Source organism: Mycolicibacterium sichuanense (genome assembly GCF_033741125.1).
In the GTDB taxonomy this organism is placed as follows: domain Bacteria; phylum Actinomycetota; class Actinomycetes; order Mycobacteriales; family Mycobacteriaceae; genus Mycobacterium.
In genome coordinates this window covers 401,746-427,685 of sequence record NZ_JAWQPU010000006.1, presented here as the reverse complement: position 1 = coordinate 427,685, position 25,940 = coordinate 401,746, and the positions used below count along the sequence as shown (strand labels likewise).

Sequence of the window (25,940 nt, the reverse complement as noted above, 5' to 3'; positions counted from 1 at the left end):
GGCGTCGAGGTTCGCGCGAGTAGCCTGGTGAACTTCAGGTTTCACCAGTTCGTTGATTTCGTTGAGTTCGTCGAGGAGTCCCGATGTCGGATACCCCATGTGCATTGACTGCGGTGCCGCTCGATCACCCGGGTTCGGCGACGGGGATCGAGGGCGACCGCGTCGCTGCCAGGGGTGACCGACGGTGACGGCGGGCCCCGGCACCGGACGATCCCTCGACGCACCGGTCGTCGACACCGCCTACGGACGGGTACGCGGCGTCGACGACGGCACCGTCAAGTCGTGGCGCGGTGTTCGGTACGCCCGCCCGCCCGTCGACGAGCTGCGCTGGCGGGCACCGCAGCCCCCCGAACCGTGGGCCGCCGTCGCCGACGCCACCAGGGTCGGGCCGGCCTGTCCGCAGCCCACCGACCCCCGGATTCCGATCGACCTCGGTGCGCCACAGGGCGACGACTCGCTCACCCTCAACGTCTGGGCCTCCTCGGACACCGAACCCGGGGACCGCAAGCCGGTCATGGTGTGGGTGCACGGCGGTGCCTACGTGCTCGGTTCGGCGTCGCAACCGCTCTACCGGGGACGGGCACTGGCCCGTGGCGGTGAGGCGATCATCGTCACGGTCAACTACCGCCTCGGCGCCTTCGGCTTCCTGGACCTGTCCTCCTTCTCCACCGATCGCACCCGCTTCGAGAGCAACCTCGGACTGCGCGACGTGTTGTTCGCCCTGGAGTGGGTCCGCGACAACGTCGCCGCGTTCGGGGGAGACCCCGCCAGGGTCACGCTGTTCGGGGAGTCGGCCGGTGGAGGCATCGTCACGACGCTGCTGGCCAGCCCCGCGGCCGCAGGGCTCTTCTCGGCGGCGATCGCCCAGAGCTCACCCGCGACGTCGGTGTACGACGCGAGCCGCTCGCGCGGCATCGCCCAACAGTTCCTCGACACGTTGGGCATCGCCGCCGACGAGGTGGACCGCTTGCCGGCGGCGCCGATGAGCGCCGTGCTGGCGGCCACCAAACGGCTCTTCGACGAGGTGCCCGTGCGCACGCCGGGCACGCTGGCCTACGCCCCGATCGTCGACGGCGACGTGGTGCCCGACTATCCCGTCGCGGTCGCGCGGGCCGGCAGGACGTTGCCGGTGCCGCTGATCATCGGCACCAACAAGCACGAGGCGGCGCTGTTCCGGTTCATGAAGTCGCCCCTGATGCCCATCACGCCGCCGGCGATCAAGGCGATGTTCGAGGGTATTGCCGCCGAGCAGCCGGGCTTGCAGCTGCCCAGCGAGGCGCAGCTGGGCTCGGCCTACCGCGGCCGCGGCAAGACGCCCGGCATGGGCGTGGCCAGGGACATCGGTTTCCGCATGCCGTCCATCTGGTTCGCCGAGGGGCACGACACCGTGGCGCCCGTGTACGCCTACCGATTCGACTGGGCCACCCCGATGCTGCGACTGATCCGCCTCGGAGCGGCTCATGCCACCGAACTGCCCTACGTCTGGGGCAACCTCGTGATGGGCCCGAAGGATCCGACCTTCAAGTTGGGCGGACTCAAGACGGGCACCGCGGTGTCCGAGCGCATCCGCACCCGGTGGCTGAACTTCGCCGCCACCGGCGAGCCGACGGGCCCCGCCGGTGAGCCGCGCTGGCGGCCCTACCGCGACGAGGACCGGGCGACGCTGATGATCGACCGGCAGGACACCGTGGTCGAGGATCCAGACCGGGCGCTGCGCGCGGCTTGGGGAAACGACGTCTTGAGCTTTCGGTGACGGCGCGGGGCTGACATCCCACTCGAGGAGGCGTGAACATGCAGTGGCTGGCAGACGTCCGTTCGTTCCTCGACGTGCTACCGCCGCAGATGCGGGATCCGGTGCTCTTTGCGATCCCCTTCTTCCTGCTGTCGTTGATCCTGGAGTGGACCGCCGCGCGCAAGCTCGAACGTCTGACCGATGCCGACGAACGGGCCCCGGCTGGGGCGTATCTGCGCAGGGACGCCGTGGCAAGCATCTCGATGGGCCTGGTGTCGATCGCCACGACCGGCGCGTGGAAGCTCCTGGCGTTGCTGGGGTATGCCGCGATCTATGCCTACCTCGCGCCCTGGCACCTGTCCTCGACGCGCTGGTACACCTGGGTCGTCGCGATCGTCGGTGTCGACCTGCTGTTCTACGCATACCACCGCATCGCCCACCGGGTTCGGCTGGTGTGGGCGACGCATCAGGCGCACCACTCGAGTCAGTACTTCAACTTCGCCACCGCGCTGCGCCAGAAGTGGAACAACAGCGGCGAGATCCTGATCTGGATCCCGTTGCCACTGCTGGGGATCCCGCCGTGGATGGTGTTCGCCAGCTTCTCGCTGAACCTGATCTACCAGTTCTGGGTGCACACCGAACGCATCGATCGGATGTGGCGGCCCATCGAATACGTCTTCAACACCCCGTCGCACCACCGCGTGCACCACGGGATGGACCCCGAATACCTCGACAAGAACTACGCCGGCATCTTCATCCTGTGGGACCGCCTTTTCGGCACCTACGCCGAGGAGCTGTTCCGGCCGCACTACGGGTTGACCAAGCAGGTGGCCACCTACGACATCTGGAAGCTGCAGACCCACGAGTACGTGGCGATGGCTCGCGACGTCCGGCGGGCCGAGCGCTGGCGCGACCGCCTCGGCTACGTGTTCGGCCCGCCGGGGTGGCAGCCCAAGCACGCGGCCCCTGCGGCTGGCCTCTCCAGCAGCAGGCTGGCTAGCGGTTCCTGAGTAGGGTCTACCCGTGCACACCGTCTTCGATGCCGCCGTCGATCCCGCGCTGATCGACCGGTCCCTGGCCGTCAGCGCGTTCGGCTCCATGTGGCTCGACGTCGAGCGGCCCGAGTATCCGAGGTTGACCCAGTCGACCAGTTGCGACCTGCTGGTGGTGGGTGGCGGCTACGCCGGGCTGTGGACGGCACTGCATGCCGCGCAACGCGATCCGGACCGGCGCATCGTCCTGATCGAGGCCCACCGCATCGGGTGGGCGGCCTCGGGCCGCAACGGCGGTTTCGTCGAGGCCAGCCTGACGCACGGCCGGGAGAACGGAAAGAACCGGTGGCCCAACGAGATCGACCAGCTCGACGTCATGGGTCTGGAGAACCTCGACGGCATGCAGGCCGAGATCGAACGCCTCGGGCTCGACGTCGAGTGGCAGCGCAGCGGCATGCTGGCCGTCGCCACCGAACCCCATCAGGTCGCGTGGCTGGCAGAGTCCGCTGCCGATGGCGACGGCGAGTACCTCGACGAGTCGGCCGTGCGGGCCGAGGTGCGCTCGCCGACCTACCTCGCCGGGTTGCAGCATGCGAACACCTGCGCGATCGTGCACCCCGCCAAGCTGGTGCTCGAGCTGGCTCGCGCCTGCACCGAGGCCGGCGTCGCCATCTTCGAGCACACCAACGCGACGGCACTGGACTCCGGGACCGCCTCGATCAACGTGACCGCCAGGCCTGCCACCATCCGCGCCAAGCAGGTGGTGCTGGCCACCAACGTCTTTCCGCACCTGCTGCGGCGCAACCGCTTTCACACGATTCCAGTCTACGACTACGTACTGGCCACCGAGCCGTTGACCGCCGAGCAGGTCGAGAGCATCGGCTGGCGCAACCGCCAGGGCATCGGTGACTCGGCCAACCAGTTCCACTACTACCGGATGACCCAGGACGACCGGATCGTCTTCGGCGGCTACGACGCCATCTATCACTTCGGCCGCAAGGTGGCCGCCGACTACGAGGATCGCGACGAGAGCTACCGCAGGCTCGCCGCGCACTTCTTCATCACCTTCCCGCAGCTGGAGGACGTCCGGTTCAGCCATCGCTGGGCGGGGGCGATCGACACCAATACCCGCTTCTGCGCGCATTGGGGGCTGGCCCGCGACGACCGGGTCGCCTACGTCAACGGGTTCACCGGGTTGGGGGTCGGGGCCGCGAGGTTCGCCGCCGACGTCTGCCTCGATCTGCTCGACGGCGTGCCGACGCCGCGCACCGAGCTCGAGATGGTGCGCCGCAAGCCCCTGCCCTTCCCGCCGGAGCCGTTCGCCAGCATCGGGATTCAGGCCACCCGGTGGTCACTTGACCGGGCGGACCACGCGGCCGGTCACCGCAACGCGCTGCTGCGCACCCTCGATGCGTTGGGGCTTGGCTTCGACTCCTGACCCCGACTCCCGACGTGCGTCTTCGCGAGATCGACACGCCACCGACTGTTCGTCAAGCGTTCTGATTCCGCTCAGCGGAATTGCCTCCGACGTCGAGGTCCGCGGTTACGCAGAAATTCTGCCTACGCGGAAAGGGCGAAATTCGTGGGAGACACACTTCAAAGCGGCGAGAAGCTCGAGGTAGGTCAGTCACTTACCTCGCTCAACGAGGCCTACACCCTGATCCTCCAGGACGATGGCAATCTCGTGATCTATGCCGGTGCCGAAGCCGTCTGGTCGACGGGTACCAACGGCAAGAACGTCGTTCGCGCCGAGGTTCAGGGTGACGGCAACTTCGTCCTCTACACGCCGGACGATGCGGTGTGGGCCAGCCAGACCAAGGGCGCCAAGGACGTTCGATTGACCCTGCAGAACGATCGCAACCTGGTGCTGTACGGATCCGATGGACCAGCGTGGTCGTCGGGAACGCAGACCGACGAGGTGCCTGCACCGCCGCCGGCCGCAGCGGAGCCCGAGGTGACACCTGCCGCCGCCGAGGAGCCGGCACCGCCGGTACCGGCCGAGGCCGAACCGGCAGAGGTGCCAGCACCGCCGCCGCCTCCGGAGCCCCGGACCTACACCGTGGTGTCGGGGGATACGCTGTGGGCAATCGCCGAGCGGTTCTACGGCGACGGCAACAGGTACCCCGACATTGCAGCGGCCAGCGGTATCTCGAACCCCGATCTCATCCAGCCCGGTCAGGTCGTGACGATTCCCTAGGCCATCCCTAGAGCCGCGTCGATGAGGCGGCTCGCACCTTTGGGTGCGGGCCGCCTTTGCTCTGGGTACGCTATGCGTTCTCTTGCCACTACCGATCGGAGACGACGATGCGTCTGATGCGTCTGACGCGCATGCGCGCGATCGCGCTGGCAACCGCGTCCGTCGCAACCCTCGTCGTCTCGCCCCTGACAGCGACGGCGCCGGCCGGTGCCACGCCGGGTGCTCCGGTGTTCCCTGGCATGGAGATTCGCCAGGACACCAACAAGTGCACGCTCGGATTCGTCGACGTCCAGGCGCGGACCGCGTTCACCGCGGGGCACTGCCGCGGCAGCGGGACGGTCGGTGACAAGGACGGCAACGTCGTCGGTCACCAGACGGTGTTCAGCGACAACACGCCCGACGGCGCCACCGTCTCCACCGACCATCCGATCTCGGACTGGGAGGCCATCGCACTCGCGCCCGACGTCCAGGTCAACGACACCCTGCCGAGCGGTCGGGCACTGTCCTACGACCCGACGGTCGTGCCGCAACAGGGGCAGCGCGTCTGCCACTTCGGCGTGGTGACGGGTGAGAGCTGTGGCACTGTGGAGGCCGTCAACAACGGGTGGTTCACGATGGCCAACGGCGTCGTCAGCCAGAGAGGTGATTCGGGTGGCCCCGTCTACGTGCTCACCGACGATGGCCGTGCCGTCATCGTCGGCATGTTCAACAGCACCTGGGGGCAGTACCCCGCGGCCGTGTCATGGCCGGTCACCGATCAGCAGATCCGCCAGCAGGTCATCAGTACGACGTCGGGAAGCGCCCCACTCCCGCAGTCCTGAGTCTTGCCGTCACCCATGAGGCGTCCGTTCGTCACGGGTGAGCGGTGGACCGGTCGACGGCTCGGCATCGCCATCTTGGCATCGATTGGCATCCTGGCGATGCTTGGGACCGTCTTGGTCGGCGTGGCAATGGGTTTCATGACCGAGCAGCCTGGCCGCGCCGCACCCCGCACCGCACCGATGCCAACGTCGCGCACGCCCGAGGTGATCGGCATACCGCTCGCGGTGCGCCCCGTCGTCGAGGTGCCCCTGGTTGCCACCCCCGAGGACTGCCCGCCCGTGCCGCCTCCCGCCCCGCCCGACGCACCCATCCGGGTGTGTGACGTCGACCGTGCCGCGGTGTTCCAGCTCGGCCCAGTTGCCTTGTCGCTCAACCTGACCGGGGCCACCGAAACGAAGCTGCCGACCAGTGACTTCCACACCGTGCAGATGTCGATGGACCCCGAGTCCAGCACCGCCTTCGCTCAATACACCGCCGCGAACGTCGGCAAGCAGCTCGCCTTCGTGCGCGATGGCGTGGTGCTCGCCGCCCCGGCCATCACCGAGCCGATCGACGGTCAGTCGCTACAGATCTCCGGTGAACTGAGCGCGCAGACGGCGGCCACCATCGCCAGGATGCTGCGCGAGGGGTCCTAGGGCTCGAACCTGCTGGCACACGTCCTGGACCGCGTGTCGTTGCCGGGCAACGGATCACACCGCGGGTGCTCGGTCGGTCATGGCGCGCAACGATCTGGCGTTACGCACCGCGTTGCCGTCGCCGTCGTTGTTGAAGTAGACCAGCACGTCGTGACCCTGGGCCTGCCACTCGTCGACCCGCTGTGCCCACCAGTGCAGGTCGTCATCGGAATACGAACCCGCGTAGAGGGTTTCGTGATCGGGACCGTGCATCCGCACGTAGACCAGGTCGGAGGTCGCCCGCAGTAGGCAGCCCATTCCGGCACCGCTGGTGACGACGTAGGACGCGCCGTGCCGCTCCAGCAGGTCGTAGACCGCCGGGTCGTCCCACGACGGATGTCGCAGTTCGACCGCCACGCGGACCCGTCCGCCCAGGCAGTCCAGGAAGTAGTCCAATCGGGCGTCGTCTCGCGGCTGCGCGGGATGGAGCTGGACGAGCAGGGGGCCACCCCTGTCGCCGAGCGCACCGCACGCCCTGATGATCCGAGTCGCCCATTCCTCGGGTGAGCGCAACCGTCGCGCGTGGGTGAGGCCGCGGGGCGCCTTCACCGACATCGTGAACCCCGGGGGCAGGCGATCCCGCCACGCCGCGAACACCTCGTCTCGCGGCCACCGGTAGAAGGTGGCGTTGACCTCCACGGTGTCGAATTCCTGGGCGTACCGAGCGAGTCGGGCCGCACTGGTCACCCCGGGTTCGTACAGCACGCCCCGCCAATGGTCGTACGACCAGCCCGACGTGCCAATGTGCACCGTCATCGTCGCGAGGTACCCGGCTGGCCGGCGGCCCAATCGGGCTCGGCGGGGCCATCACACCAGTTCGAACACCGGAATCGACGGCGCCGCGGCGCGGATCTCCTCGGCAGTGGACTCCGGGGTCAGCCCACCCACATGGCCCTTGACCTCCCAGTACCACCGCCGCAGGTAGTGCGCCAGCAGATCGGGCTTGGCGTCGTCGGGCAGCTCGCGGACCACGGCTTGGCGCCGACGCCACCGCGGACCGACCTCCACCTGGCCGGCGGCCCTGGCGTTGCGCGCCCACTGGGTGTTGCCGCGGGGTGAGACGGCGTAGTCGCGGCCATCGACGGTCAGCAGGTTGATCACCACGGTGCGGGTCTTGCCGGTGGTGCGGCCGCGCACGCGCAGAGCGCGTGTCCCGGCGATGCTGACGCCCCACTCGGCGAGCCGGCGGAAGACTTCGTTGGCGGCGCGGGCGGTGCGGTTGGGTACGTCGTAACGGGTGGTCATGTCGTCTCCTGGGCTAGATGGATTACGAGAGCATCGCTCTCGTTTTGAGCATGACACGAAGCGTCGGCGAAATCAAGAGCATTGCTCTCATTTCGTGCGACACTGGCGACATGGGCAAACGACAGGAGACCCGCGAGCGGATCGAACGCGACATCGTCGAGGTGGGCCGGCGGCATCTGGCGACCGACGGCGCGGCAGCGCTATCGCTGCGGGCGATCGCCCGCGAGCTCGGCATGGTCTCCTCGGCGGTGTACCGCTACGTGGCCAGTCGCGACGAGCTGCTGACGCTGCTCATCGTAGACGCATACACCGAACTGGCGGACGCCGTCGACCTGGCGGGCACCGGGGTAAGGGAGTGGCGGGCGCGGGTGCTGGAGATGGCGCGGGCGGCGCGCCGATGGGCCATCGCCGAACCGGCGCGGTGGGCGCTGGTCTACGGCAGCCCGGTGCCCGGGTACCACGCCCCCGCGGAGGTCACGGTCGGCCCGGGGACGCGGGTGATCGGCGGCCTGCTCGCGGCAGTCGCCGACGGCGTGGCCGCGGGGGACATTTCCGACACCGGTCCGGTCGTCACTCCGGCCACGTCGGCCGACTTCGCCCGCATCCGCGCCGAATTCGGCTTCGCCGGGGGTGATGGCGCGGTGGTGAAGTGCTTCGTGCTGTGGGCCGCCCTCGTCGGGGCGATCAGTCTGGAGGTGTTCGGCCAATATGGCGCGGACACGCTCTCGGACGCCGCGGACGTGTTCGACGGCCAGATCGGGCTCGTCATCGCGGGACTGTCGAACTAGAACACGTTCTAGCCAGCGGGGGCCGTCGGCGATATCCTCGATTCGATGCATGACCAGACACCTGTCCAGATTGCCTGGGTGACGCACGATCTCGACGCCACCGAGGCCGCGCTGAGCGCACTCGTCGGCGCCAGGAAGTGGGTACGGATGTCCGACGTCCACTTCGGCCCCGACACCTGCGTGCACCGCGGGCGGCCCGCGGACCACGTCGCCCACGTCTCGCTGTCCTACGCGGGGGACACTCAGCTCGAGGTCATCACCCCGGTGCGCGGGGAGAGCGTGTACGCCGAATTCCTGGCCGCGCGTGGGCCGGGGCTGCATCACGTCTGCGTCGCGGCGCCCGACGTCGACGGCTTCGACGCCATGGTGCACGACGCCGAATGCGGCGGCGCATCGGTTGTCGCGCACGGCATGATGCCCGGCGGCATGCGCTTCGCCTACGTCGCCAACGCCGAGGCCGGCGTGCCCTATCTCGAGATCGCCCACATCCCGTCGGAGATCCAGGCGTTCTTCGACTACGTGAAACAGGAGCAGAAGTGACGACGCAGCCCAGGAGCCATCGATGAAGCAGGTACCCGAAACCGTTGCTGCGTCCGATGTCTCGGAGTGGTCCGACGAGGTGGACGTCCTCGTCGTCGGCTTCGGCATCGCCGGCGGGTGTGCGGCGGTCAGCGCTGCCGCCGAGGGGGCCAGGGTGCTGGTCCTCGAACGCGCCGCAGCCGCCGGCGGCACCACCGCCATGGCCGGCGGACACTTCTACCTCGGCGGCGGTACCGAGGTCCAGAAGGCCACCGGACACGACGACACCGCCGATGCCATGTACGACTACCTGGTCGCCGTGTCGCGCGAACCGGAGCTCGACAAGATCCGCGCCTACGCCGACGGCAGCGTCGAGCACTTCGAATGGTTGGAGAGCTTGGGTTTCCAGTTCGAGCGCAGCTTCTACCCGGGCAAGGTGGTCGTGCCGCCGGGCACCGAGGGGTTGTCCTACACCGGCAACGAGAAGGTCTGGCCGTTCTGCGAGCAGGCCACCCCGGCGCCCCGCGGACATTCCGTGCCGGTGCCCGGTGAACTGGGCGGCGCCGCCATGGTGATCGACCTGCTGGTCAAGCGCGCCGCCGACCTCGGCGTGACGGTGCTCTACGAGACGGGCGCGACCAACCTCGTCGTCGAGGACGGCAGGCAGGACGGCAAGGTCGTCGGGGTCCGGTGGAAGCGCTTCACCGAGACCGGCGCGATCCGGGCCAAGTCGGTCGTGATCGCCGCGGGCGGCTTCGCGATGAACCCGGAGATGGTCGCCGAGTACACACCAGAGCTCGGAAAGCCGCGCCGCACCAAGCATCACGGCGTGGTCGAGCCGTACATCCTCGGCAATCCCCACGACGACGGTCTGGGCATCCGGCTGGGCGTGTCGGCGGGCGGGGTGGCCAAGAATCTCGACGAGAAGTTCATCACCGCCGCGGCCTACCCGCCGGAGAAGCTCATCACCGGGGTGATCGTCAACAAGGAGGGCCAGCGCTTCGTCGCTGAAGACTCCTACCACTCGCGCACTTCGGCGTTCGTGCTCGAACAACCGGACCAGACCGCGTATCTGGTCGTCGACGAAGAGCACATGGAGATGCCCGCCATGCCGTTGATCAAGTTCCTCGACGGATTCGAGACCATCGCCGAGATCGAGACGGCACTGGAGATTCCCGCCGGCAAGCTGGCCGCCACCCTCGAGCGCTACAACGAACACGCCGCGCGCGGCGAGGACCCGGACTTCCACAAGCAGCCGGAATACCTCGAGGCGCAAGACGCCGGGCCGTGGGCGGTGTTCGACCTGTCCCTCGGCGTGGCGATGTACTCCGGCTTCACCATGGGCGGGCTGGCCGTCTCGGTCGACGGCGAGGTGCTGCGCGGGGACGGCAGCGCGGTGCCAGGCCTGTACGCTGCCGGCGCCTGCGCATCCAACATCGCCCAGGATGGCAAGGGATACGCCAGCGGTACGCAGCTCGGCGAGGGCTCGTTCTTCGGCCGCCGGGCGGGTGCCCACGCGGCCCGCGGCCGGACCGGCAGCGCAGCTAGACCAGACCGCGGCTAGACCGGCACCGGCTCGGGCTGGGTCCCGACGTCCCTGAGCTGCCACTCGCCGCCACCGAGGAGGTGGAGCTCCTTGGTGTGATGCTGCTCGACGGTCTTGCGGTGGCTCACGCTGACCAGGATGGTGTCCGGCAGCTCGGTGCGCACCAGCTGATACAGCGTCATCTCCAAGCCCTCGTCGAGCGCCGAGGTGGACTCGTCGAGGAATACTGCCTTGGGCCGGGTCAGCAGGATGCGGGCGAAGGCTACGCGCTGCTGCTCGCCCGGCGAGAGCACCTTGGCCCAGTCCTGCACCTCGTCGAGGCGGTCGCGCAGATGCGGCAGCGCCACCTTGGTCAGCACGTCGTGCAGCTGGGAGTCATCGAGCGTGCCCTCCTCGCAGGGGTATGACACGACGGCCCGCAGATCGCCAAGCGGCACGTAGGGCATCTGCGACAGGAACATCGTCTCGTTGGGACCGCACGGCCGGGTCAGCGTGCCGCTGGTGAACGGCCACAGCTCGGCCAGGCTGCGCAACAGCGTGGTCTTGCCGCTGCCGGACTTGCCGGTCACGACCAGGGTGTCGCCGATCTCCAACCGCATGTCCAGCGGCTTGACGAGCTGCTTGCCGTCGGGGGTGCGGACCTCGACGCGCTCGAGCCGGACCGTGCCGTCGACGCAGGCCGCGGTCTCCACCGACGGCAGGGCCCGGCCCTCCTCGTTGGCGACGACGAGACCGTGCAGACGGATGATCGCCGCGCGGTAGCCGGCGAACTGGTCATAGGCGTTACGGAAGAAGGAAAGCCCGTCCTGGATGCTGCCGAACGCCGATGCCGTCTGCGTCATGTCGCCGAGCTTGATCTCACCGGCGAAGAACCGGGGGAACTGCAGCACGTAGGGCAGCGGCACGATGATCTGGCTCAGCGAGAGGTTCCAGCCGTAGAAGCCGATCATCCGGTTGATGTAGCGCTTGTAGTTGCCGACGACCGAGGCGAAGCGACGGCGCAGCCCCGTGCGCTCGGCGATCTCGCCGCGGTAGAAGGCGACCGCCTCCGACGCCTCGCGCAGGCGCACCAGCGCGTACCGGAACGCGGCGTTGTACTTCTCGTTGTCGAAGGCGAACCAGATGATCGGCTTGCCGATCCAGAACGCGATCACCGAGGCGAAGACCACGTAGCCCAGCCCGATCCAGAACATCGCCCTTGGCAGGGTGACGCCGAACAGCGTCAGCGGGCCGGAGAGATTCCACAGGATCTCGGTGAAGGAGATCATCGTGACGATCGAGCTGATCGCGCCGAACAGAAGCGTCGACCCGGTGGTGTTGTTCGGGTTGTTGGGCGTGGGGCCGACACCGGTGGTGAAGATGTCGATGTCGTACTGGATGCGCTGGTCGGGGTTGTCGATGGTGTCGTCGATGAAGCGCGCCCGGTAGTAGGCCTTCCCGTCGAGCCAGTCTCCGGTGAGCCGATCGGTCAGCCAGGCGCGCCACCGCAGGATGAAGCGCTGCATGAGGAACAGGTCGAGCATCACGCGCGCCACGTAGATGACGGCCATGATGCTGAACACCCCGATGGACAGCCAGAAACCCTCCCGGCCGGATTCCTTCACCGTGGCGTCGCCACCGCCGACACCGGCGGCAATGACCTGGAAGCTGGTCAGCATGTCGTTGCTCTGATAGCTGAAGAGCACCGTGAGCCGGACGCCGATGATCACCGACAGGAGCAAACCGGCGAGCCAGGCCCACACCTTGATGCTCGAACGCCCGCTGAAGTAGTCCCCGGTGACCTTCCAGAACTGGCGTCCCCAGGTGGTGAAGCGCGCGATGAGCACCAGGATCACCATGGTGGCCACGGCGGAGATCGCCCAGGCCTTCGCGATCCACCACAGCGAAGTGAGCCACTCGGCGCTCCAGTCGAGCGTCGGGGTGAACATTTCCATTCCGGCAAGGTACCCCGGTCTTCTCGTGAGAGCCGTCCTCCGGGTTCAGCGTGTGGCGGAAATCCGATCCAGCCGCCATCGGCCGTCACCGAGCAGGGTGAGCTGGCGGTCGTGGTGCTGCTCGACGGTGTCACGGTGGCTGACGCTGACGACGATGGTGTCGGGCAGTACGTCGCGAAGCAGCCGGTAGAGCATTAGTTCCAGGCCCTCGTCCATGGCGGAGGTCGACTCGTCGAGGAACACCACCCGCGGCGCGTTCAGCAGGATGCGGGCGAACGCGATTCGCTGCTGTTCGCCCACCGACAGCACGGTCGCCCAATCCCTGATCTCGTTGACGCGAATGACGAGATGGGGCAGTGCCACCTCGAGCAGCGCGGCCTGGACCCGGCCGAGGTCCACCTGGTCACCGGGCAACGGATAGGACGCGACGGCGCGCAGATCGCCGAGCGGGAGATAGGGAAGCTGCGCGACGAACATCACCTCGCGCGGCGGCACCGGGAAGCGCGCGTGCCCGCAGGCATGCGGCCACAGCCCCGCCAGGCTCGCCAGCAGGGTCGTCTTGCCGCTGCCCGACGGACCGGTGATCACCAGGCTCTCGCCGGGAGCCAGCCGGGCGTTCAGGGAATGCACCAGCAGTTTGCCGTCGGGAGTGCGGACGTCCACGCCCGCGCACTGCAGGCTGTCGTCGGCGGACTGCTCGACGACCAGCTGCGGATCGACCCGGGTACGGGCGTTCGCGTCGAGCAGGCCGTCGAGGCGGATCAGCGCGGCCCGGTAACTCGCGAACGCGTCGTAGGCGTTGCGGAAGAACGACAACGCGTCGTGGATGGCGTGGAACGCGGTCGCGGACTGCATGACGTCACCGAAGGAGATCTCGTTGGCGAACAGCCGCTGGGCCTGGACGAGGTAGGGCAGCGGGTTGATCGCCTGGCTCACCGAGAGGTTGAAACCGAGGAAGAGCACCATGCGGCGCAGCCAGTGCCGGTAGTTGGCGATCACCTCGCCCAGCCGGCCGGTCAGCTGCCGGCGTTCGGCCTCCTCACCGCGGTACAGGCCGACGGCACTCGCGGAGGCCTTCAACCGGATCATCGCGTAGCGGAAGCTGGCGTTGCGGAACTCGTTGAGGAAGCTCAGCCGGATCAGCGGGCGGCCGATCCAGAAGGCGACGGCGGTGGCCACCAGCACGTAGACGATGACGATCCAGAACAGCGCCCGCGGCAACGTGACGTCGAAGACGGTCAACGGCCCGGACAGCTGCCACATGATCACGCCGAAGGACGCGACGCTCAACACCGATTCGACGGCCCCGAACAACAACGTGGCACCCGATCCGTGCGACGGGGTGTTCGGCTCGCCCGTGCCCGCGGTGACGATGTCGACGTCCTGCTGGATGCGCTGGTCGGGATTGTCGATCGGCGTGCTCATCAGCTGGCCGCGGTAGTAGGCGTACCCGCCAAGCCAGTCGTCGACGAGCCGACGGGTCAGCCATATTCGCCAGCGAATGGTGAAGCGCTGCATCAGATAGAGGTCGACCAGCGTGCGGGCCGTCGCGACCGACGCCAGCACGGCGAAGATGCGCATGGCCGACCAGAACCCGTCGATGCCGGTGTGCTTGCGGACGCCATCCGGCGTCCCGCTGCCCTCGAACGCCACCTGCAGCGACGAGAACAGGTCGTTGCCGTAATAGCTGAGCAGCACGGTGATGCGGACCGAGACGATGGCCGAGACCAGCAGGGCGGCCAACATGGCCCACACGACCAGACGCGATCCGCGGGCGGTGAAGTACGGCCCGTTGATCCGCCAGAACTGACGTCCCCACGCGGTGAGGCGAGCGAGCAGGACCAGCACGACGGCCAGGCCGACCGCGGTGATGGCGAAGGTCTTCAGCACCCAGAGCGTGGAGCCGAGGAACTCGGTGCTCCAGTCGATCGAGGGTCTGAACCGTCCCGAATCCATCAGACCCCCCGCGGATGTCCGGCGACACTCCCGAGCGCGAAGTTACCGCAGTACCGAGGTCGGCGAGCGTGCGCGGAGTGCCGAAGTCGAGCGGCGTGTCGCGGACCGACACGCACGCTCGCAGAGTCCGGGAGGCGCCGCGTACCGTGAACGGGTGCCAAAGATCGCGCCCAAGACCAAGGACCGTACCCAGGGGCGGCTGAGCAACCGCTTCTGGAAGCTGCTCGGTGCCAGCACCGACAAGGACCAGGCCCAGTCCATGGATCTGGTGCGCGCCTCGGCGGAGTACGACGAGAAGGCGGCCGGCCTCGACGCCGAGAAGCTGCAGAAGGCCGCGAAGCTGCTGAACCTGGAGGGGCTGGCCGAGTCGGCCGACATCCCGCAGTTCCTGGCCATCGCCCGGGAGGCCTCCGAACGAGCAACCACGTTGCGCCCGTTCGACGTTCAGCTGCTCGGCGCGCTGCGCATGCTGGCCGGCGACGTCGTCGAGATGGCCACCGGTGAAGGCAAGACCCTGGCCGGTGCGATCGCCGCCGCGGGTTATGCGATCGCCGGGCGCAACGTGCACGTCATCTCCGTCAACGACTACCTGGCCCGCCGCGACGCCGAGTGGATGGGCCCGCTGCTCGAGGCCATGGGCCTGACCGTCGGCTGGATCACCGCCGAGTCGACCCCCGACGAACGCCGTGCCGCCTACGCCTGCGACGTCACATATGCCTCGGTCAACGAGATCGGCTTCGACGTGCTGCGCGATCAGCTCGTCACCGACGTCGAGGACCTGGTGTCTCCGGACCCCGACGTCGCGCTGATCGACGAGGCCGACTCCGTGCTCGTCGACGAGGCCCTGGTGCCGCTGGTGCTGGCCGGCACCACGCACCGCGAGACGCCGCGGCTGGAGATCATCGAGATGGTCGGCGAACTCGTCGCCGGCAAGGACTACGACACCGACGCCGACCGTCGCAACGTGCACCTGACCGACGCGGGCGCCCGCAAGCTGGAGAAGGCCCTCGGCGGCGTCGACATCTACTCCGAGGAGAATGTCAGCACCACGCTGACCGAGATCAACGTCGCCCTGCACGCGCACGTGCTGCTGCAGCGCGACGTGCACTACATCGTGCGCGACGGCCGGGTGCAGCTGATCAACGCCTCGCGCGGGCGCATCGCCCAGCTGCAGCGCTGGCCGGACGGACTGCAGGCCGCGGTCGAGGCCAAGGAGGGCATCGAGACCACCGAGACCGGCGAGGTGCTCGACACCATCACGGTCCAGGCGCTGATCAACCGCTACCCGACGGTGTGCGGCATGACCGGTACCGCGCTGGCGGCCGGCGAGCAGCTGCGCCAGTTCTACAAGCTCGGGGTATCGCCAATTCCGCCGAACACCCCGAACATTCGCGAGGACGAGGCCGACCGGGTCTACATCACCGCGGCCGCCAAGATCGACGCCGTCATCGACCACATCAAGTCGATCCACCGGACCGGGCAGCCGGTGCTCGTCGGCACGCGCGACGTCGCCGAGTCAGAGGAACTGCACGAACGGCTGGTCAAGGCCGGTATCCCGGCGGTCGTGCTGAACGCAAAGAACGACGAGGAGGAGGCGCTCGTCATCGCCGAGGCGGGCAAGCTCAACGCGGTGACGGTGTCGACCCAGATCGCCGGGCGTGGCACCGACATTCGGCTCGGTGGCTCGAACGAGGCCGGCCACGAGGAGGTCGCCGCACTCGGCGGGCTGCACGTGATCGGCACCGGCCGCCACCACACCGAGCGGCTGGACAATCAGCTGCGCGGTCGCGCCGGACGTCAGGGCGACCCGGGTTCGTCGGTGTTCTTCTCCAGCTGGGAGGACGACGTCGTCGTCGCGCACCTGGAGCCGGAGAAGCTGCCGATGGCCACCGACGAGGACGGGCGCATCACCAACCCCAAGGCCGCCCAGCTGCTCGAGCACGCCCAGCGCGTCGCCGAGGGCAGGCTGCTCGACGTCCACGCCAACACCTGGCGCTACAACCAGCTGGTGGCCCAGCAGCGCGCCATCCTGGTGGAGCGGCGAAACACGTTGCTGCGCACCGCAACCGCCCGCGAAGAACTCGCCGAACGCGCACCCGAGCGGTATGCCGAGCTGGCGGCGGAGGTCGACGAGGAGCGGCTGGAGAAGATCTGCCGCCAGATCATGCTGTACCACCTCGACCGCGGCTGGGCCGACCATCAGGCCTACCTGTCCGACATCCGCGAGAGCATCCACCTGCGCGCCCTCGGCAGGCAGAACCCGCTCGACGAGTTCCATCGGCTCGCCGTCGACGCGTTCGCCTCACTGGCCGCCGATGCCATCGAGGCCGCGCAGCAGACCTTCGAGACGGCCAACGTGCTGACCGACGAGCAGGGTTTGGACCTGTCCAAACTCGCCAGGCCGACCTCGACGTGGACCTACATGATTCACGACAATCCCTTGGCGGACGACTCCATGTCGGCGCTGAGCCTGCCTGGGGTGTTCCGCTAGGTTCATCTGCATGGAGCCCACGACGAAGGGCCGTGGCGAGGCTACCCGCGAGCCGAGCGACCGAATACTGACCATTCCCAACGCGCTGAGCGTGTTGCGGCTCGTCCTGGTGCCGGTGTTCATCTACCTGCTCGTCGCCCAGGCCAATGGCTGGGCCGTCGCGGTGCTGATGTTCAGCGGGTTCTCGGACTGGGCGGACGGCAAGATCGCCCGGCTCGTCGACAACCAATCGTCGCGGCTGGGCGCGCTGCTCGACCCGGCCGTCGACCGCATCTACATGGTCGTGGTGCCGGTCGCGCTGGCCTCGGTCGGCATCGTGCCGTGGTGGTTCGTGGTGGTGCTGCTGGTCCGCGACGTCGTGCTGGCGTCGACGCTGCCGGTGCTGCGCAGCCGCGGACTGACCGCGCTCAGCGTCACCTACGTCGGCAAGGCCGCCACGTTCGCGCTGATGTCGGGCTTCCCGCTGGTGCTGCTCGGCCAGTGGGACGCGCTGTGGAGCCGGGTGATCCTGGCCATCGGATGGGCCTTCCTTGGCTGGGGGATGGCGATGTACCTGTGGTCGGGCGTGCTGTATCTGATCCAGGTGACGATGGTGGTGCGACGGATGCCCCGGCGCCCGCGGGGACGTGTCTGACGAGGGGCGCGCGCTCGGCGGCTACAGCCCGGACGCCGGACGCAGCGCGCACGTCGCGGGGGCGCCGAGCCTGATCCCGGTGCCGTCGCTGTTGCGGTCGCTGCTGTCGGATCACCTCGACCCCGGGTACGCCGCGGCGGCCGAGCGCAGGGCTTCGGGGGAGCGGCGGGGGGTGGCAACGAACTGGGGCTGGCGGATCCTGGCCGGGTCACTGGTCACCGCGGTGTTCGCGGCCGCCGCCGCGCAGGCGCAGTCGGTCGCCCCGACGACCCAGGAGAGCCGGCAGGTGCTGGCCGAGGGGGTGCGTAGCGCGCAGCGCGCGACCGACCAGGACCTGGCCCGGCGCAATGCGCTGGCGGGACGGGTCGAGTCGGAGCGGCGCAGCCGGCTCGAGGGCGACCAGCGCGGCCGTCAGCTGCTGGCCGACCTCGACGTCGCGGAGTTCGCCGCCGCGGCCACCGCGGTGCACGGCCCCGGCCTGACCGTCACCATCACCGAGCCCAGCGCGGCCCGCGACCTGACCGACGTGACCAAGCAGCGGGTCGCCGGCAGCCCGCAGGTCATCCTCGACCGGGATCTGCAGCTGGTGGTCAACTCGCTGTGGGTCAGCGGCGCCGAGGCCATCGCCGTCGGCGGCGTGCGGATCGGACCGAACGTCACCATCCGCCAGGCGGGCGGGGGCCTGCTGGTCGACAATCAGCCCATCGCCAACCCGTACGTGGTCCTGGCCGTCGGGCCGCCGCACGGGATATCCGACACCTTCGGCCAGAGCCCGGCGCTGGCACGGTTGCATCTGCTGGAGGCGTCGTACGGCGTCATGGTCACCGTCGGCGAGGCCGACGACTTGAAGCTGCCCGCAGGCTCGGTCCGAGACGTCAACTTCGCCAAGCAGGTCGGGCCATGATGCGGGAATCCGTAGAGAGCGTGATCGGAGATAGATGGTCGGTATAGCCGCACTCGTCGTCGGCATCGTCCTCGGCCTGGTGTTCCATCCCAGCGTGCCGGAGGCGATCCAGCCCTACCTCCCGATCGCGGTCGTCGCGGCGCTGGATGCGGTGTTCGGCGGCCTGCGCGCGTATCTGGAGCGCATCTTCGACGCCAAGGTGTTCGTGGTGTCGTTCGTCTTCAACGTGCTCGTCGCCGCGCTGATCGTCTTCGTCGGCGATCAGCTGGGAGTGGGGACCCAGCTGTCCACGGCGATCATCGTGGTGCTCGGCATCAGGATCTTCGGCAACGCCGCCGCCCTGCGGCGCAGACTGTTCGGCGCCTGAGCCATGACCGAGACCGAACCCGAACCGACCCCCGAACCGACCCCCGAACACGGCAGGCACGAGCGGCGCGCCGGCGCCGCGCCCCCCGCCCCCCGCCGCAGCCGGTCCCAGCTCGTCTTCGGGGGGCTGGCCATCGTGCTGGTGGTGCTGCTCGGCGTGGCCATCGTCACGCAGGCGCGCCAGACCGAATCTGGAGACTCCCTGGAGACCGCAAGGCCGGCCGACCTGCTGGTCCTGCTCGACTCGCTGCAGCAACGCGAAGCCGCGCTCAATACCGAGGTCGCCGACCTGCAGCGCACGCTCGAGTCGCTGCAGTTCTCGGGCAGCAACGACGAGGCGGCGATCGAGAACGCGCGGGCGCGGCTGGCGGCCCTGTCGATCCTGATCGGCACGGTGGCTGCCACCGGACCCGGAGTGACGATCGCCATCGCCGACACCGCTCCTGGAGTGTCGCCGGAGACCATGCTGGACGTGGTCAACGAGCTGCGCGCCGCGGGCGCCGAGGCCATGCAGATCAGCGGTCCGGTCCAGCCGCCGGTGCGGGTCGGCGTCGACACCTGGGTGGTCGGGCAGCCCGGTGCGCTCGTCGTCGACGGCACCACGCTGTCCCCGCCCTATTCCGTTCTGGCAATTGGCGATCCGGCCACCCTGGCCGCCGCGATGAACATCCCAGGCGGGGCCGTGGACAGTGTCGAGCGGGTTGGCGGCACAATGTCGGTGCAACAGGCTGGCGTGGTGAACGTGACCGCCTTGCGGCAACCGAAACCCCGCCAATACGCTCAGCCAGTCAAGTGAGCACGACATCCGCACCACGCTGATGACCACCGAGGCCAATGAGGAGCCCAGTGAGCGAGATTCCGTCCGATCTCTACTACACCGAGGAACACGAATGGGTGCGTCGGACCGGCGACGACACCGTCCGGGTCGGCATCACTGACTACGCCCAGGCCGCGCTCGGGGACGTCGTCTTCGTCGAGCTGCCCGACGTCGACGCCGAAGTCACCGCCGGCGCCGAGTTCGGCACCGTCGAGTCGACGAAGTCGAATTCGGATCTGTACGCCCCGATCACCGCGAAAGTGGTTGCCGTCAACGGCGACGTCGCGGACTCGCCGGAGTTGGTCAACTCCGATCCGTACGGCGCCGGATGGCTCGTCGACCTGCAGATCGATGCCGCCGAGCTCTCCGAGGCACTCGACGGTCTGCTCGACGCCGACGCCTACGGCGCGACCCTCGACGAATGAAATTCAGGCGGTGGTGGACACGGCCGACCCCGGCGCGCGGTACGGTCGTCTCGAGACGCATGACGGCCGGCGTCGTGGTTGGCGTGTCCGCCGACCATCGCCACAGCAGCCAGTGAGGAGCACCGGGTGACGGACAACGACACCAGTTCGGGAGCTGATCAGTCCGAAGAAGTGACGGTCGAGACCACATCGGTCTTTCGATCGGACTTCCTCAACGAATTGGACGCCCCGCCAGCAACGGGCGGTGACAACGCCGTATCGGGAGTCGAGGGACTTCCGGCTGGTTCGGCCCTGCTCGTCGTCAAGCGCGGTCCGAACGCAGGGTCGCGATTCCTGCTCGATCAAGCGCGCACCTCGGCGGGTCGCCACCCCGACAGCGACATCTTCCTCGACGACGTCACCGTCAGCCGCCGCCACGCGGAGTTCCGGCTCGAGTCCGGTGAGTTCCAGGTCGTCGACGTCGGCAGTCTCAACGGCACCTACGTCAACCGCGAGCCCGTGGACTCCGCGGTGCTGGCAAACGGCGACGAAGTCCAGATCGGAAAGTTCCGACTGGTCTTCCTCACCGGACCGAAGGGCGACGACGGCAGCACGGCAGGCTAATGACCGCGCCCGACACCCCAGCGCTCGCCGGGATGTCGATCGGAGCGGTCCTCGACTCGCTGCGACCCGACTTTCCGGACGTGACCATCTCCAAGATCCGCTTCCTGGAAGCCGAAGGTCTGGTCACGCCGCAACGCTCGGGCTCGGGCTACCGGCGATTCACCGCATACGACTGTGCGCGGTTGCGCTTCATCCTGACCGCTCAGCGGGACCACTACCTGCCGTTGAAGGTCATCAAGGCCCAACTCGACGCGCAGCCCGACGGGGCGCTCCCCGACACCGGAACCGGTTATGGCGTACCGCGATTGGTCCAGGTCTCGCAGGACCGGGCCGGTGACGCCAGCGCCTACGACACGGCCGCCGTCGCGCCGGCCCAGGTCCGGCTGAGCCGGGAGGACCTGCTGTCCCGCTCTGGGGTCGACGAAGAACTCCTCGGCTCGCTGATCAAGGCGGGCGTGATCAGGACCGGGCCCGGTGGGTTCTTCGACGAGCACTCTGTCGTGACGGCGCAGTGCGCCAAGGCCTTGGCCGACTACGGCGTCGAACCCCGGCACCTGCGGGCGTTCCGTTCGGCCGCCGACCGGCAGTCGGACCTGATCGCCCAGATCGCCGGGCCGGTGGTCAAGGCAGGCGCGCGAGACCGCGCCGACGACCTGGCCCGCGAGGTCGCTGCACTGGCCATCACGTTGCACACCTCGCTGATCAAGTCTGCGGTGCGCGACGTACTCGATCGCTGAGGATTAGACTCGGCACGACGGTTTCAGGACCGGCTTTCAGGCGGAGGGCAGACACAGATGGGCGAAGTTCGTGTGATCGGAATTCGCGTTGAGCAGCCCCAGAACCAGCCGGTTCTGCTGCTACGCGAATCCAATGGTGATCGCTACCTGCCGATCTGGATCGGTCAGACCGAGGCCCAGGCGATCGCGCTGGAGCAGCAGGGCGTCGAACCGGCCCGCCCGCTGACCCACGATTTGATCCGGGATCTGATTACCGCCCTTGGCCATTCGCTCAAGGAAGTGCGGATCGTCGACCTGCAGGAGGGCACCTTCTACGCCGACCTGGTCTTCGACCGCGACATCAAGGTCTCGGCGCGCCCCTCGGACTCGGTGGCGATCGCCATGCGGGTCGGGGTGCCGATCTACGTCGAGGAGGCGGTGCTCGCCGAGGCGGGCCTGCTGATTCCGGACGAGTCCGACGAGGAGACCACCGGCGCGGTGCGCGAGGACGAGGTCGAGAAGTTCAAGGAGTTCCTCGACAGTGTGTCTCCCGACGACTTCAAGGCCACCTGACGCGATAGTCACGGATACGTCTCACGCGCTCGACACGCGGAGCGAGTTTCCCCGATGGAACCCGTCGACAGCCATACTTCATTCACTACGAGAGGCAGTGAGTGCCGAGCAGGGAGCGTATGCTCGACATACTCGAGAACTCGGAGCAAACGTGCTGAACCGTCGCTGACGGCTCGTGGGCACGTATCCAGTTCGATCGGCGAGAGGATGGGCAGTGGGCGACACGCCACGTCAGGAGCAGTTGGATCTCACATCCAGCGGCACCCCGGAGCGGGTGGTCTCAGCCGCACCTGGCGAACCCATCCAGGCGGGCCTGTTTCCCGACGACTCGGTGCCGGACGAATTGGTTGGCTACCGCGGTCCCAGTGCGTGCCAGATCGCGGGCATCACCTACCGCCAGCTGGACTACTGGGCACGCACCTCGCTGGTGGTCCCGTCCATCCGCGGTGCGGCGGGCTCGGGCAGCCAGCGGCTGTACTCGTTCAAGGACATCCTGGTCCTCAAGATCGTCAAACGGCTTCTGGACACCGGCATCTCGCTGCACAACATCCGTGTCGCGGTCGATCACCTACGCCAGCGCGGCGTCAAGGACCTCGCGAACATCACGCTGTTCTCCGATGGCACCACGGTCTACGAATGCACCTCCGCCGAAGAGGTCGTCGACCTTCTGCAAGGTGGTCAGGGCGTGTTCGGCATCGCGGTCTCGGGTGCCATGCGCGAACTCACCGGCGCCATCGCCGACTTCCCGGGTGAGCGTGCCGACGGCGGGGAGTCCATCCCCAGCCCCGAGGACGAGCTGGCCTCGCGCCGCAAGCACCGCGACCGCAAGATCGGCTAGATCCCGGCACTCCGGTAGACTCGGCACCGCATCGCCCCCTCGCGGGAGAGTTCCGTGGTCGCCAGCTGCGGACGCCGAAGGAGCAACACCTCTCCGTCAACCTCTCAGGCACCCAGGACCGCGCGGAGCCACGATGCCTCTGGAAAGCGGCGGATGTTCGCCCGCCCATGGGGAAAGGCAGAAACCGGCCCTGGCCGGCTCCGGCCGAATCTCTCAGGCACCCGTCACGGGTCGACGACAGAGGGAGAGGACCGCTAGCGGTTCCACGCTCTGACGTGTGAGAGGTCCTCCCTTGTCCGGTACCCCGCCCCATCCCCGCAATGAGCACCACACCCCCCGCTTCTCCGACCGGCACATCGGACCCGACACCGACGCCGTCGCGACGATGTTCGGGGTCATCGGTGTCGACAGCCTCGGCGAACTGGCCGAGAAGGCGCTGCCCGCGGGCATTCTCGACGCGCTGACCGCCGATGGCGTGGCGCCCGGACTCGACCAGCTTCCGCCGCCCGCGTCGGAGGAGCAGTCGCTGGCCGAACTGCGCGCGATGGCCGACGCGAACACCGTCGCCGTCTCGATGATCGGTCAGGGGTACTTCGACACGCTCACCCCGGCCGTGCTGCGCCGCAACATCCTGGAGAACCCCGCCTGGTACACGGCCTACACGCCCTACCAGCCCGAGATCAGCCAGGGCCGGCTCGAGGCGCTGCTGAACTTCCAAACCATGGTCGAGGACCTCACCGGCCTCGAGGTCGCCAACGCCTCCATGCTCGACGAGGGCACCGCGGCCGCAGAGGCCATGACGCTGATGCACCGCGCGGTGAAGGGTTCGGTGAACCGGATCGCCGTGGACGTCGACGTCTACGCCCAGACTGCCGCGGTGATCGAGACGCGCGCCAAGCCGCTGGGCATCGAGGTCGTCACCGCCGACCTGCGCGAGGGCCTGCCCGATGGGGACTTCTTCGGCGTCATCGTGCAGCTGCCTGGCGCCAGCGGACGCGTCACCGACTGGAGTGCACTGGTCGCTCAGGCCCACGAGCGCGGCGCACTGGTCGCGATCGGTGCCGACCTGCTGGCTGCCACGCTGATCACCCCGCCGGGAGACCTCGGCGCCGACGTCGCGTTCGGCACCACCCAACGCTTCGGCGTCCCAATGGGATTCGGCGGCCCGCATGCCGGTTACCTGGCCGTGCACGCCAAGCATGCCCGTCAGCTGCCCGGCCGCCTGGTCGGCGTGTCGGTGGACGCCGACGGGTCGGCCGCCTACCGGCTGGCCCTGCAGACCCGTGAGCAGCACATCCGCCGCGACAAGGCCACCAGCAACATCTGCACCGCGCAGGTGCTGCTCGCGGTGATGGCGGCGATGTACGCCAGCTACCACGGCGCCGACGGACTGACTGCAATCGCGCACAGGGTCCACGGCAATGCGCTGGCGATCGCCAGCGGACTCACCGACGCCGGTGTCGAGGTGGTGCACGACGCGTTCTTCGACACCGTGCTCGCCCGCGTGCCCGGCCGGGCCGAGGAGGTCCGCGCCGCCGCCAAGGAGCGCGGCATCAACGTGTGGCTCGTCGACGCCGACCACGTCTCGATGTCATGTGACGAGGCGACCACCGCCACCCACGTCGAGCAGGTGCTCGAGGCCTTCGGCGCGAGCCGCGGCGGTCAACACTGGGCGGGCCCGGAGATCGCCACCCGCACCTCGCCGTTCCTGACCCACCCCGCCTTCACGCGCTACCGCACCGAGACCGAGATGATGCGCTACCTGCGCTCGCTGTCGGACAAGGACATCGCGCTCGACCGCAGCATGATTCCGCTGGGTTCGTGCACGATGAAGCTCAACGCCGCCGCCGAGATGGAACCCATCACCTGGCCGGAGTTCGCCCGTCAGCACCCGTTCGGACCGGCATCGGACACCCCGGGGCTGCGCAAGCTGATCGCCGACCTCGAGACCTGGCTCACCCAGCTCACCGGCTACGACTCGGTGTCGCTGCAGCCCAACGCGGGATCGCAGGGGGAGTACGCCGGGTTGCTCGCCATCCAGGCCTACCACCTGAGTCGTGGTGACGCGCAACGCAACATCTGCCTGATCCCGTCGAGCGCGCACGGCACCAACGCGGCGTCCGCGGCGCTGGCCGGTATGCGCGTCGTAGTGGTCGCCTGCCGTGCCAACGGTGACGTCGACCTGGACGACCTGCGCGCCAAGATCGCCGAACACGGCGACCGGGTCGCGGCGCTGATGATCACCTACCCGTCGACGCACGGCGTCTACGAGCACGACGTCGAGGAGATCTGTGCCGCCGTCCACGACGTAGGAGGACAGGTGTACGTCGACGGCGCGAACCTGAACGCGCTCGTCGGGCTGGCCCGGCCGGGGCATTTCGGCGGCGACGTCAGCCACCTGAACCTGCACAAGACCTTCTGCATCCCGCACGGCGGCGGCGGTCCCGGTGTCGGGCCGGTCGCGGTGCGCAGCCATCTGGCGCCGTACCTGCCGGGACATCCGCGCGCCGACGAACTCGGTGAGCACTACACGGTGTCGGCGGCGCCCTACGGTTCGGCCTCGATCCTGCCGATCACGTGGGCCTACATCCGCATGATGGGAGCACCCGGCCTGCGCGCGGCGACCCTGACCGCGATCGCGTCGGCCAACTACATCGCCCGCCGGCTCGACGAGTACTACCCCGTGCTCTACACGGGCGAGAACGGCATGGTGGCCCACGAGTGCATCCTGGATCTGCGCACCATCACCAAGACCACCGGCGTCACGGTCGACGACGTGGCGAAGCGGTTGGCAGACTACGGTTTTCACGCGCCGACCATGAGCTTCCCCGTCGCGGGCACGCTGATGGTCGAGCCCACCGAGAGTGAGAGCCTGGCCGAGGTGGACGCCTTCTGCGAGGCCATGATCTCGATCCGCGCCGAGATCGACCAGGTCGGTTCCGGGGCCTGGTCGGTCGAGGACAACCCGCTGCGCGGTGCCCCCCACACCGCCGAGTGCCTACTGGTGGAGAACTGGAAGCACCCCTACACCCGCGAGCAGGCGGCCTACCCGCTTGGCAAGGGCTTCCGGCCCAAGGTGTGGCCGCCGGTGCGCCGCATCGACAGCGCCTACGGTGACCGCAATCTGGTGTGCTCCTGCCCGCCGGTGGAGGCCTTCGCCTAACCTGG

General features: G+C 68.5%; 24 protein-coding genes and 2 riboswitches. Of the genes, 20 read left to right on the top strand and 4 right to left on the bottom strand.

The features are described 5' to 3' along the window. The first annotated feature begins 184 nt into the window (after positions 1-184). The 6 genes from SBI80_RS20415 to SBI80_RS20390 all read left to right on the top strand — a co-directional run bounded on the left by SBI80_RS20415 (position 185) and on the right by SBI80_RS20390 (position 6,378). Positions 185-1,753, top strand: coding sequence for a carboxylesterase/lipase family protein (locus SBI80_RS20415; RefSeq protein ID WP_318976609.1), 1,569 nt, complete (start codon positions 185-187; stop codon positions 1,751-1,753). Positions 1,754-1,791: 38 nt separating this feature from the next. Further along, on the top strand, positions 1,792-2,742 hold the full coding sequence (locus SBI80_RS20410; protein ID WP_318976608.1) for a sterol desaturase family protein: 951 nt from the start codon (positions 1,792-1,794) through the stop codon (positions 2,740-2,742). Positions 2,743-2,755: 13 nt separating this feature from the next. Further along, a complete protein-coding gene (locus tag SBI80_RS20405; RefSeq protein ID WP_318976607.1) occupies positions 2,756-4,162 on the top strand; it encodes an NAD(P)/FAD-dependent oxidoreductase in 1,407 nt (468 codons plus the stop codon). A 144-nt stretch (positions 4,163-4,306) separates the two neighbouring features. Next, positions 4,307-4,921, top strand: a complete 615-nt coding sequence (locus SBI80_RS20400; protein WP_318976606.1) for a LysM peptidoglycan-binding domain-containing protein — start codon at positions 4,307-4,309, stop codon at positions 4,919-4,921. Positions 4,922-5,037: 116 nt separating this feature from the next. Beyond that, a complete protein-coding gene (locus SBI80_RS20395; RefSeq protein WP_318976605.1) occupies positions 5,038-5,742 on the top strand; it encodes an Rv1815 family serine proteinase in 705 nt (234 codons plus the stop codon). Positions 5,743-5,757: 15 nt separating this feature from the next. Beyond that, positions 5,758-6,378: a SecDF P1 head subdomain-containing protein gene (locus SBI80_RS20390; RefSeq protein WP_318976604.1), complete on the top strand. Its 621-nt coding sequence runs from the start codon at positions 5,758-5,760 to the stop codon at positions 6,376-6,378. A 54-nt stretch (positions 6,379-6,432) separates the two neighbouring features. On the opposite strand, the gene SBI80_RS20385 is transcribed toward SBI80_RS20390, so the two are convergent. Together SBI80_RS20385 and SBI80_RS20380 are read right to left on the bottom strand one after the other, a co-directional pair. Beyond that, positions 6,433-7,173, bottom strand: coding sequence for a DUF72 domain-containing protein (locus SBI80_RS20385; RefSeq protein WP_318976603.1), 741 nt, complete (start codon positions 7,171-7,173; stop codon positions 6,433-6,435). A 51-nt stretch (positions 7,174-7,224) separates the two neighbouring features. Next, complete coding sequence (locus SBI80_RS20380; protein WP_318976602.1) at positions 7,225-7,662, bottom strand: nitroreductase/quinone reductase family protein; 438 nt, start codon at positions 7,660-7,662, stop codon at positions 7,225-7,227. 110 nt (positions 7,663-7,772) lie between these two features. Between SBI80_RS20380 and SBI80_RS20375 the strand changes: the two genes are divergently transcribed. The 3 genes from SBI80_RS20375 to SBI80_RS20365 are packed head-to-tail and all read left to right on the top strand — an operon-like array spanning position 7,773 to position 10,533. Next, positions 7,773-8,450, top strand: a complete 678-nt coding sequence (locus SBI80_RS20375) for a TetR/AcrR family transcriptional regulator (protein ID WP_318976601.1) — start codon at positions 7,773-7,775, stop codon at positions 8,448-8,450. Between the two features lie 45 nt (positions 8,451-8,495). After that, positions 8,496-8,990: a VOC family protein gene (locus tag SBI80_RS20370; protein WP_318976600.1), complete on the top strand. Its 495-nt coding sequence runs from the start codon at positions 8,496-8,498 to the stop codon at positions 8,988-8,990. Between the two features lie 22 nt (positions 8,991-9,012). Next, positions 9,013-10,533, top strand: coding sequence for an FAD-binding protein (locus SBI80_RS20365; RefSeq protein WP_318976599.1), 1,521 nt, complete (start codon positions 9,013-9,015; stop codon positions 10,531-10,533). On the opposite strand, the gene SBI80_RS20360 is transcribed toward SBI80_RS20365, so the two are convergent. Both SBI80_RS20360 and SBI80_RS20355 read right to left on the bottom strand, forming a co-directional pair. Next, positions 10,530-12,449: an ABC transporter ATP-binding protein/permease gene (locus SBI80_RS20360; RefSeq protein WP_318976598.1), complete on the bottom strand. Its 1,920-nt coding sequence runs from the start codon at positions 12,447-12,449 to the stop codon at positions 10,530-10,532. The genes SBI80_RS20365 and SBI80_RS20360 overlap by 4 nt on opposite strands. Before the next feature lie 45 nt (positions 12,450-12,494). After that, positions 12,495-14,405 carry an ABC transporter ATP-binding protein/permease gene (locus SBI80_RS20355; protein ID WP_318976597.1) on the bottom strand — a complete coding sequence of 637 codons (1,911 nt, stop codon included), beginning with the start codon at positions 14,403-14,405 and terminating at the stop codon, positions 12,495-12,497. 163 nt (positions 14,406-14,568) lie between these two features. On the opposite strand from SBI80_RS20355, the gene secA2 reads away from it, so the two are divergent. The 11 genes from secA2 to gcvP all read left to right on the top strand — a co-directional run bounded on the left by secA2 (position 14,569) and on the right by gcvP (position 25,935). Beyond that, positions 14,569-16,896 (top strand): accessory Sec system translocase SecA2, encoded by a 2,328-nt coding sequence (gene secA2, locus SBI80_RS20350; RefSeq protein WP_318976710.1) that lies wholly within the window; start codon positions 14,569-14,571, stop codon positions 16,894-16,896. A 10-nt stretch (positions 16,897-16,906) separates the two neighbouring features. Continuing rightward, entirely contained in the window at positions 16,907-17,530 is a 624-nt protein-coding gene (locus SBI80_RS20345; RefSeq protein WP_318976596.1) for a CDP-alcohol phosphatidyltransferase family protein, read from the top strand. Then, on the top strand, positions 17,523-18,434 hold the full coding sequence (locus tag SBI80_RS20340; RefSeq protein WP_318976595.1) for a DUF881 domain-containing protein: 912 nt from the start codon (positions 17,523-17,525) through the stop codon (positions 18,432-18,434). The genes SBI80_RS20345 and SBI80_RS20340 overlap by 8 nt, the downstream gene beginning before the upstream one ends. 34 nt (positions 18,435-18,468) lie before the next feature. Then, a complete protein-coding gene (locus SBI80_RS20335; protein ID WP_163738697.1) occupies positions 18,469-18,801 on the top strand; it encodes a small basic family protein in 333 nt (110 codons plus the stop codon). Positions 18,802-18,804: 3 nt separating this feature from the next. Beyond that, a complete protein-coding gene (locus SBI80_RS20330) occupies positions 18,805-19,596 on the top strand; it encodes a DUF881 domain-containing protein (protein WP_318976594.1) in 792 nt (263 codons plus the stop codon). A 50-nt stretch (positions 19,597-19,646) separates the two neighbouring features. Further along, the gene (gcvH, locus tag SBI80_RS20325) at positions 19,647-20,042 is read left to right on the top strand and encodes a glycine cleavage system protein GcvH (RefSeq protein ID WP_318976593.1); all 396 of its coding nucleotides are present in this window, start codon (positions 19,647-19,649) and stop codon (positions 20,040-20,042) included. Between the two features lie 126 nt (positions 20,043-20,168). Next, a complete protein-coding gene (gene garA, locus SBI80_RS20320) occupies positions 20,169-20,645 on the top strand; it encodes a glycogen accumulation regulator GarA (RefSeq protein ID WP_318976592.1) in 477 nt (158 codons plus the stop codon). Continuing rightward, positions 20,645-21,382, top strand: a complete 738-nt coding sequence (gene ftsR / locus SBI80_RS20315; RefSeq protein ID WP_318976591.1) for a transcriptional regulator FtsR — start codon at positions 20,645-20,647, stop codon at positions 21,380-21,382. Before garA ends, ftsR begins: the two co-directional genes overlap by 1 nt. Before the next feature lie 57 nt (positions 21,383-21,439). Continuing rightward, positions 21,440-21,934, top strand: coding sequence for a bifunctional nuclease family protein (locus tag SBI80_RS20310; RefSeq protein ID WP_318976590.1), 495 nt, complete (start codon positions 21,440-21,442; stop codon positions 21,932-21,934). 214 nt (positions 21,935-22,148) lie between these two features. Then, on the top strand, positions 22,149-22,772 hold the full coding sequence (locus SBI80_RS20305; RefSeq protein ID WP_318976589.1) for a MerR family transcriptional regulator: 624 nt from the start codon (positions 22,149-22,151) through the stop codon (positions 22,770-22,772). 32 nt (positions 22,773-22,804) lie between these two features. Next, a riboswitch (glycine riboswitch) is annotated at positions 22,805-22,903 on the top strand. After that, positions 22,904-23,023: riboswitch (glycine riboswitch) on the top strand. Between the two features lie 41 nt (positions 23,024-23,064). Continuing rightward, positions 23,065-25,935: an aminomethyl-transferring glycine dehydrogenase gene (gcvP, locus tag SBI80_RS20300; RefSeq protein WP_318976588.1), complete on the top strand. Its 2,871-nt coding sequence runs from the start codon at positions 23,065-23,067 to the stop codon at positions 25,933-25,935. Positions 25,936-25,940: the final 5 nt, after the last annotated feature.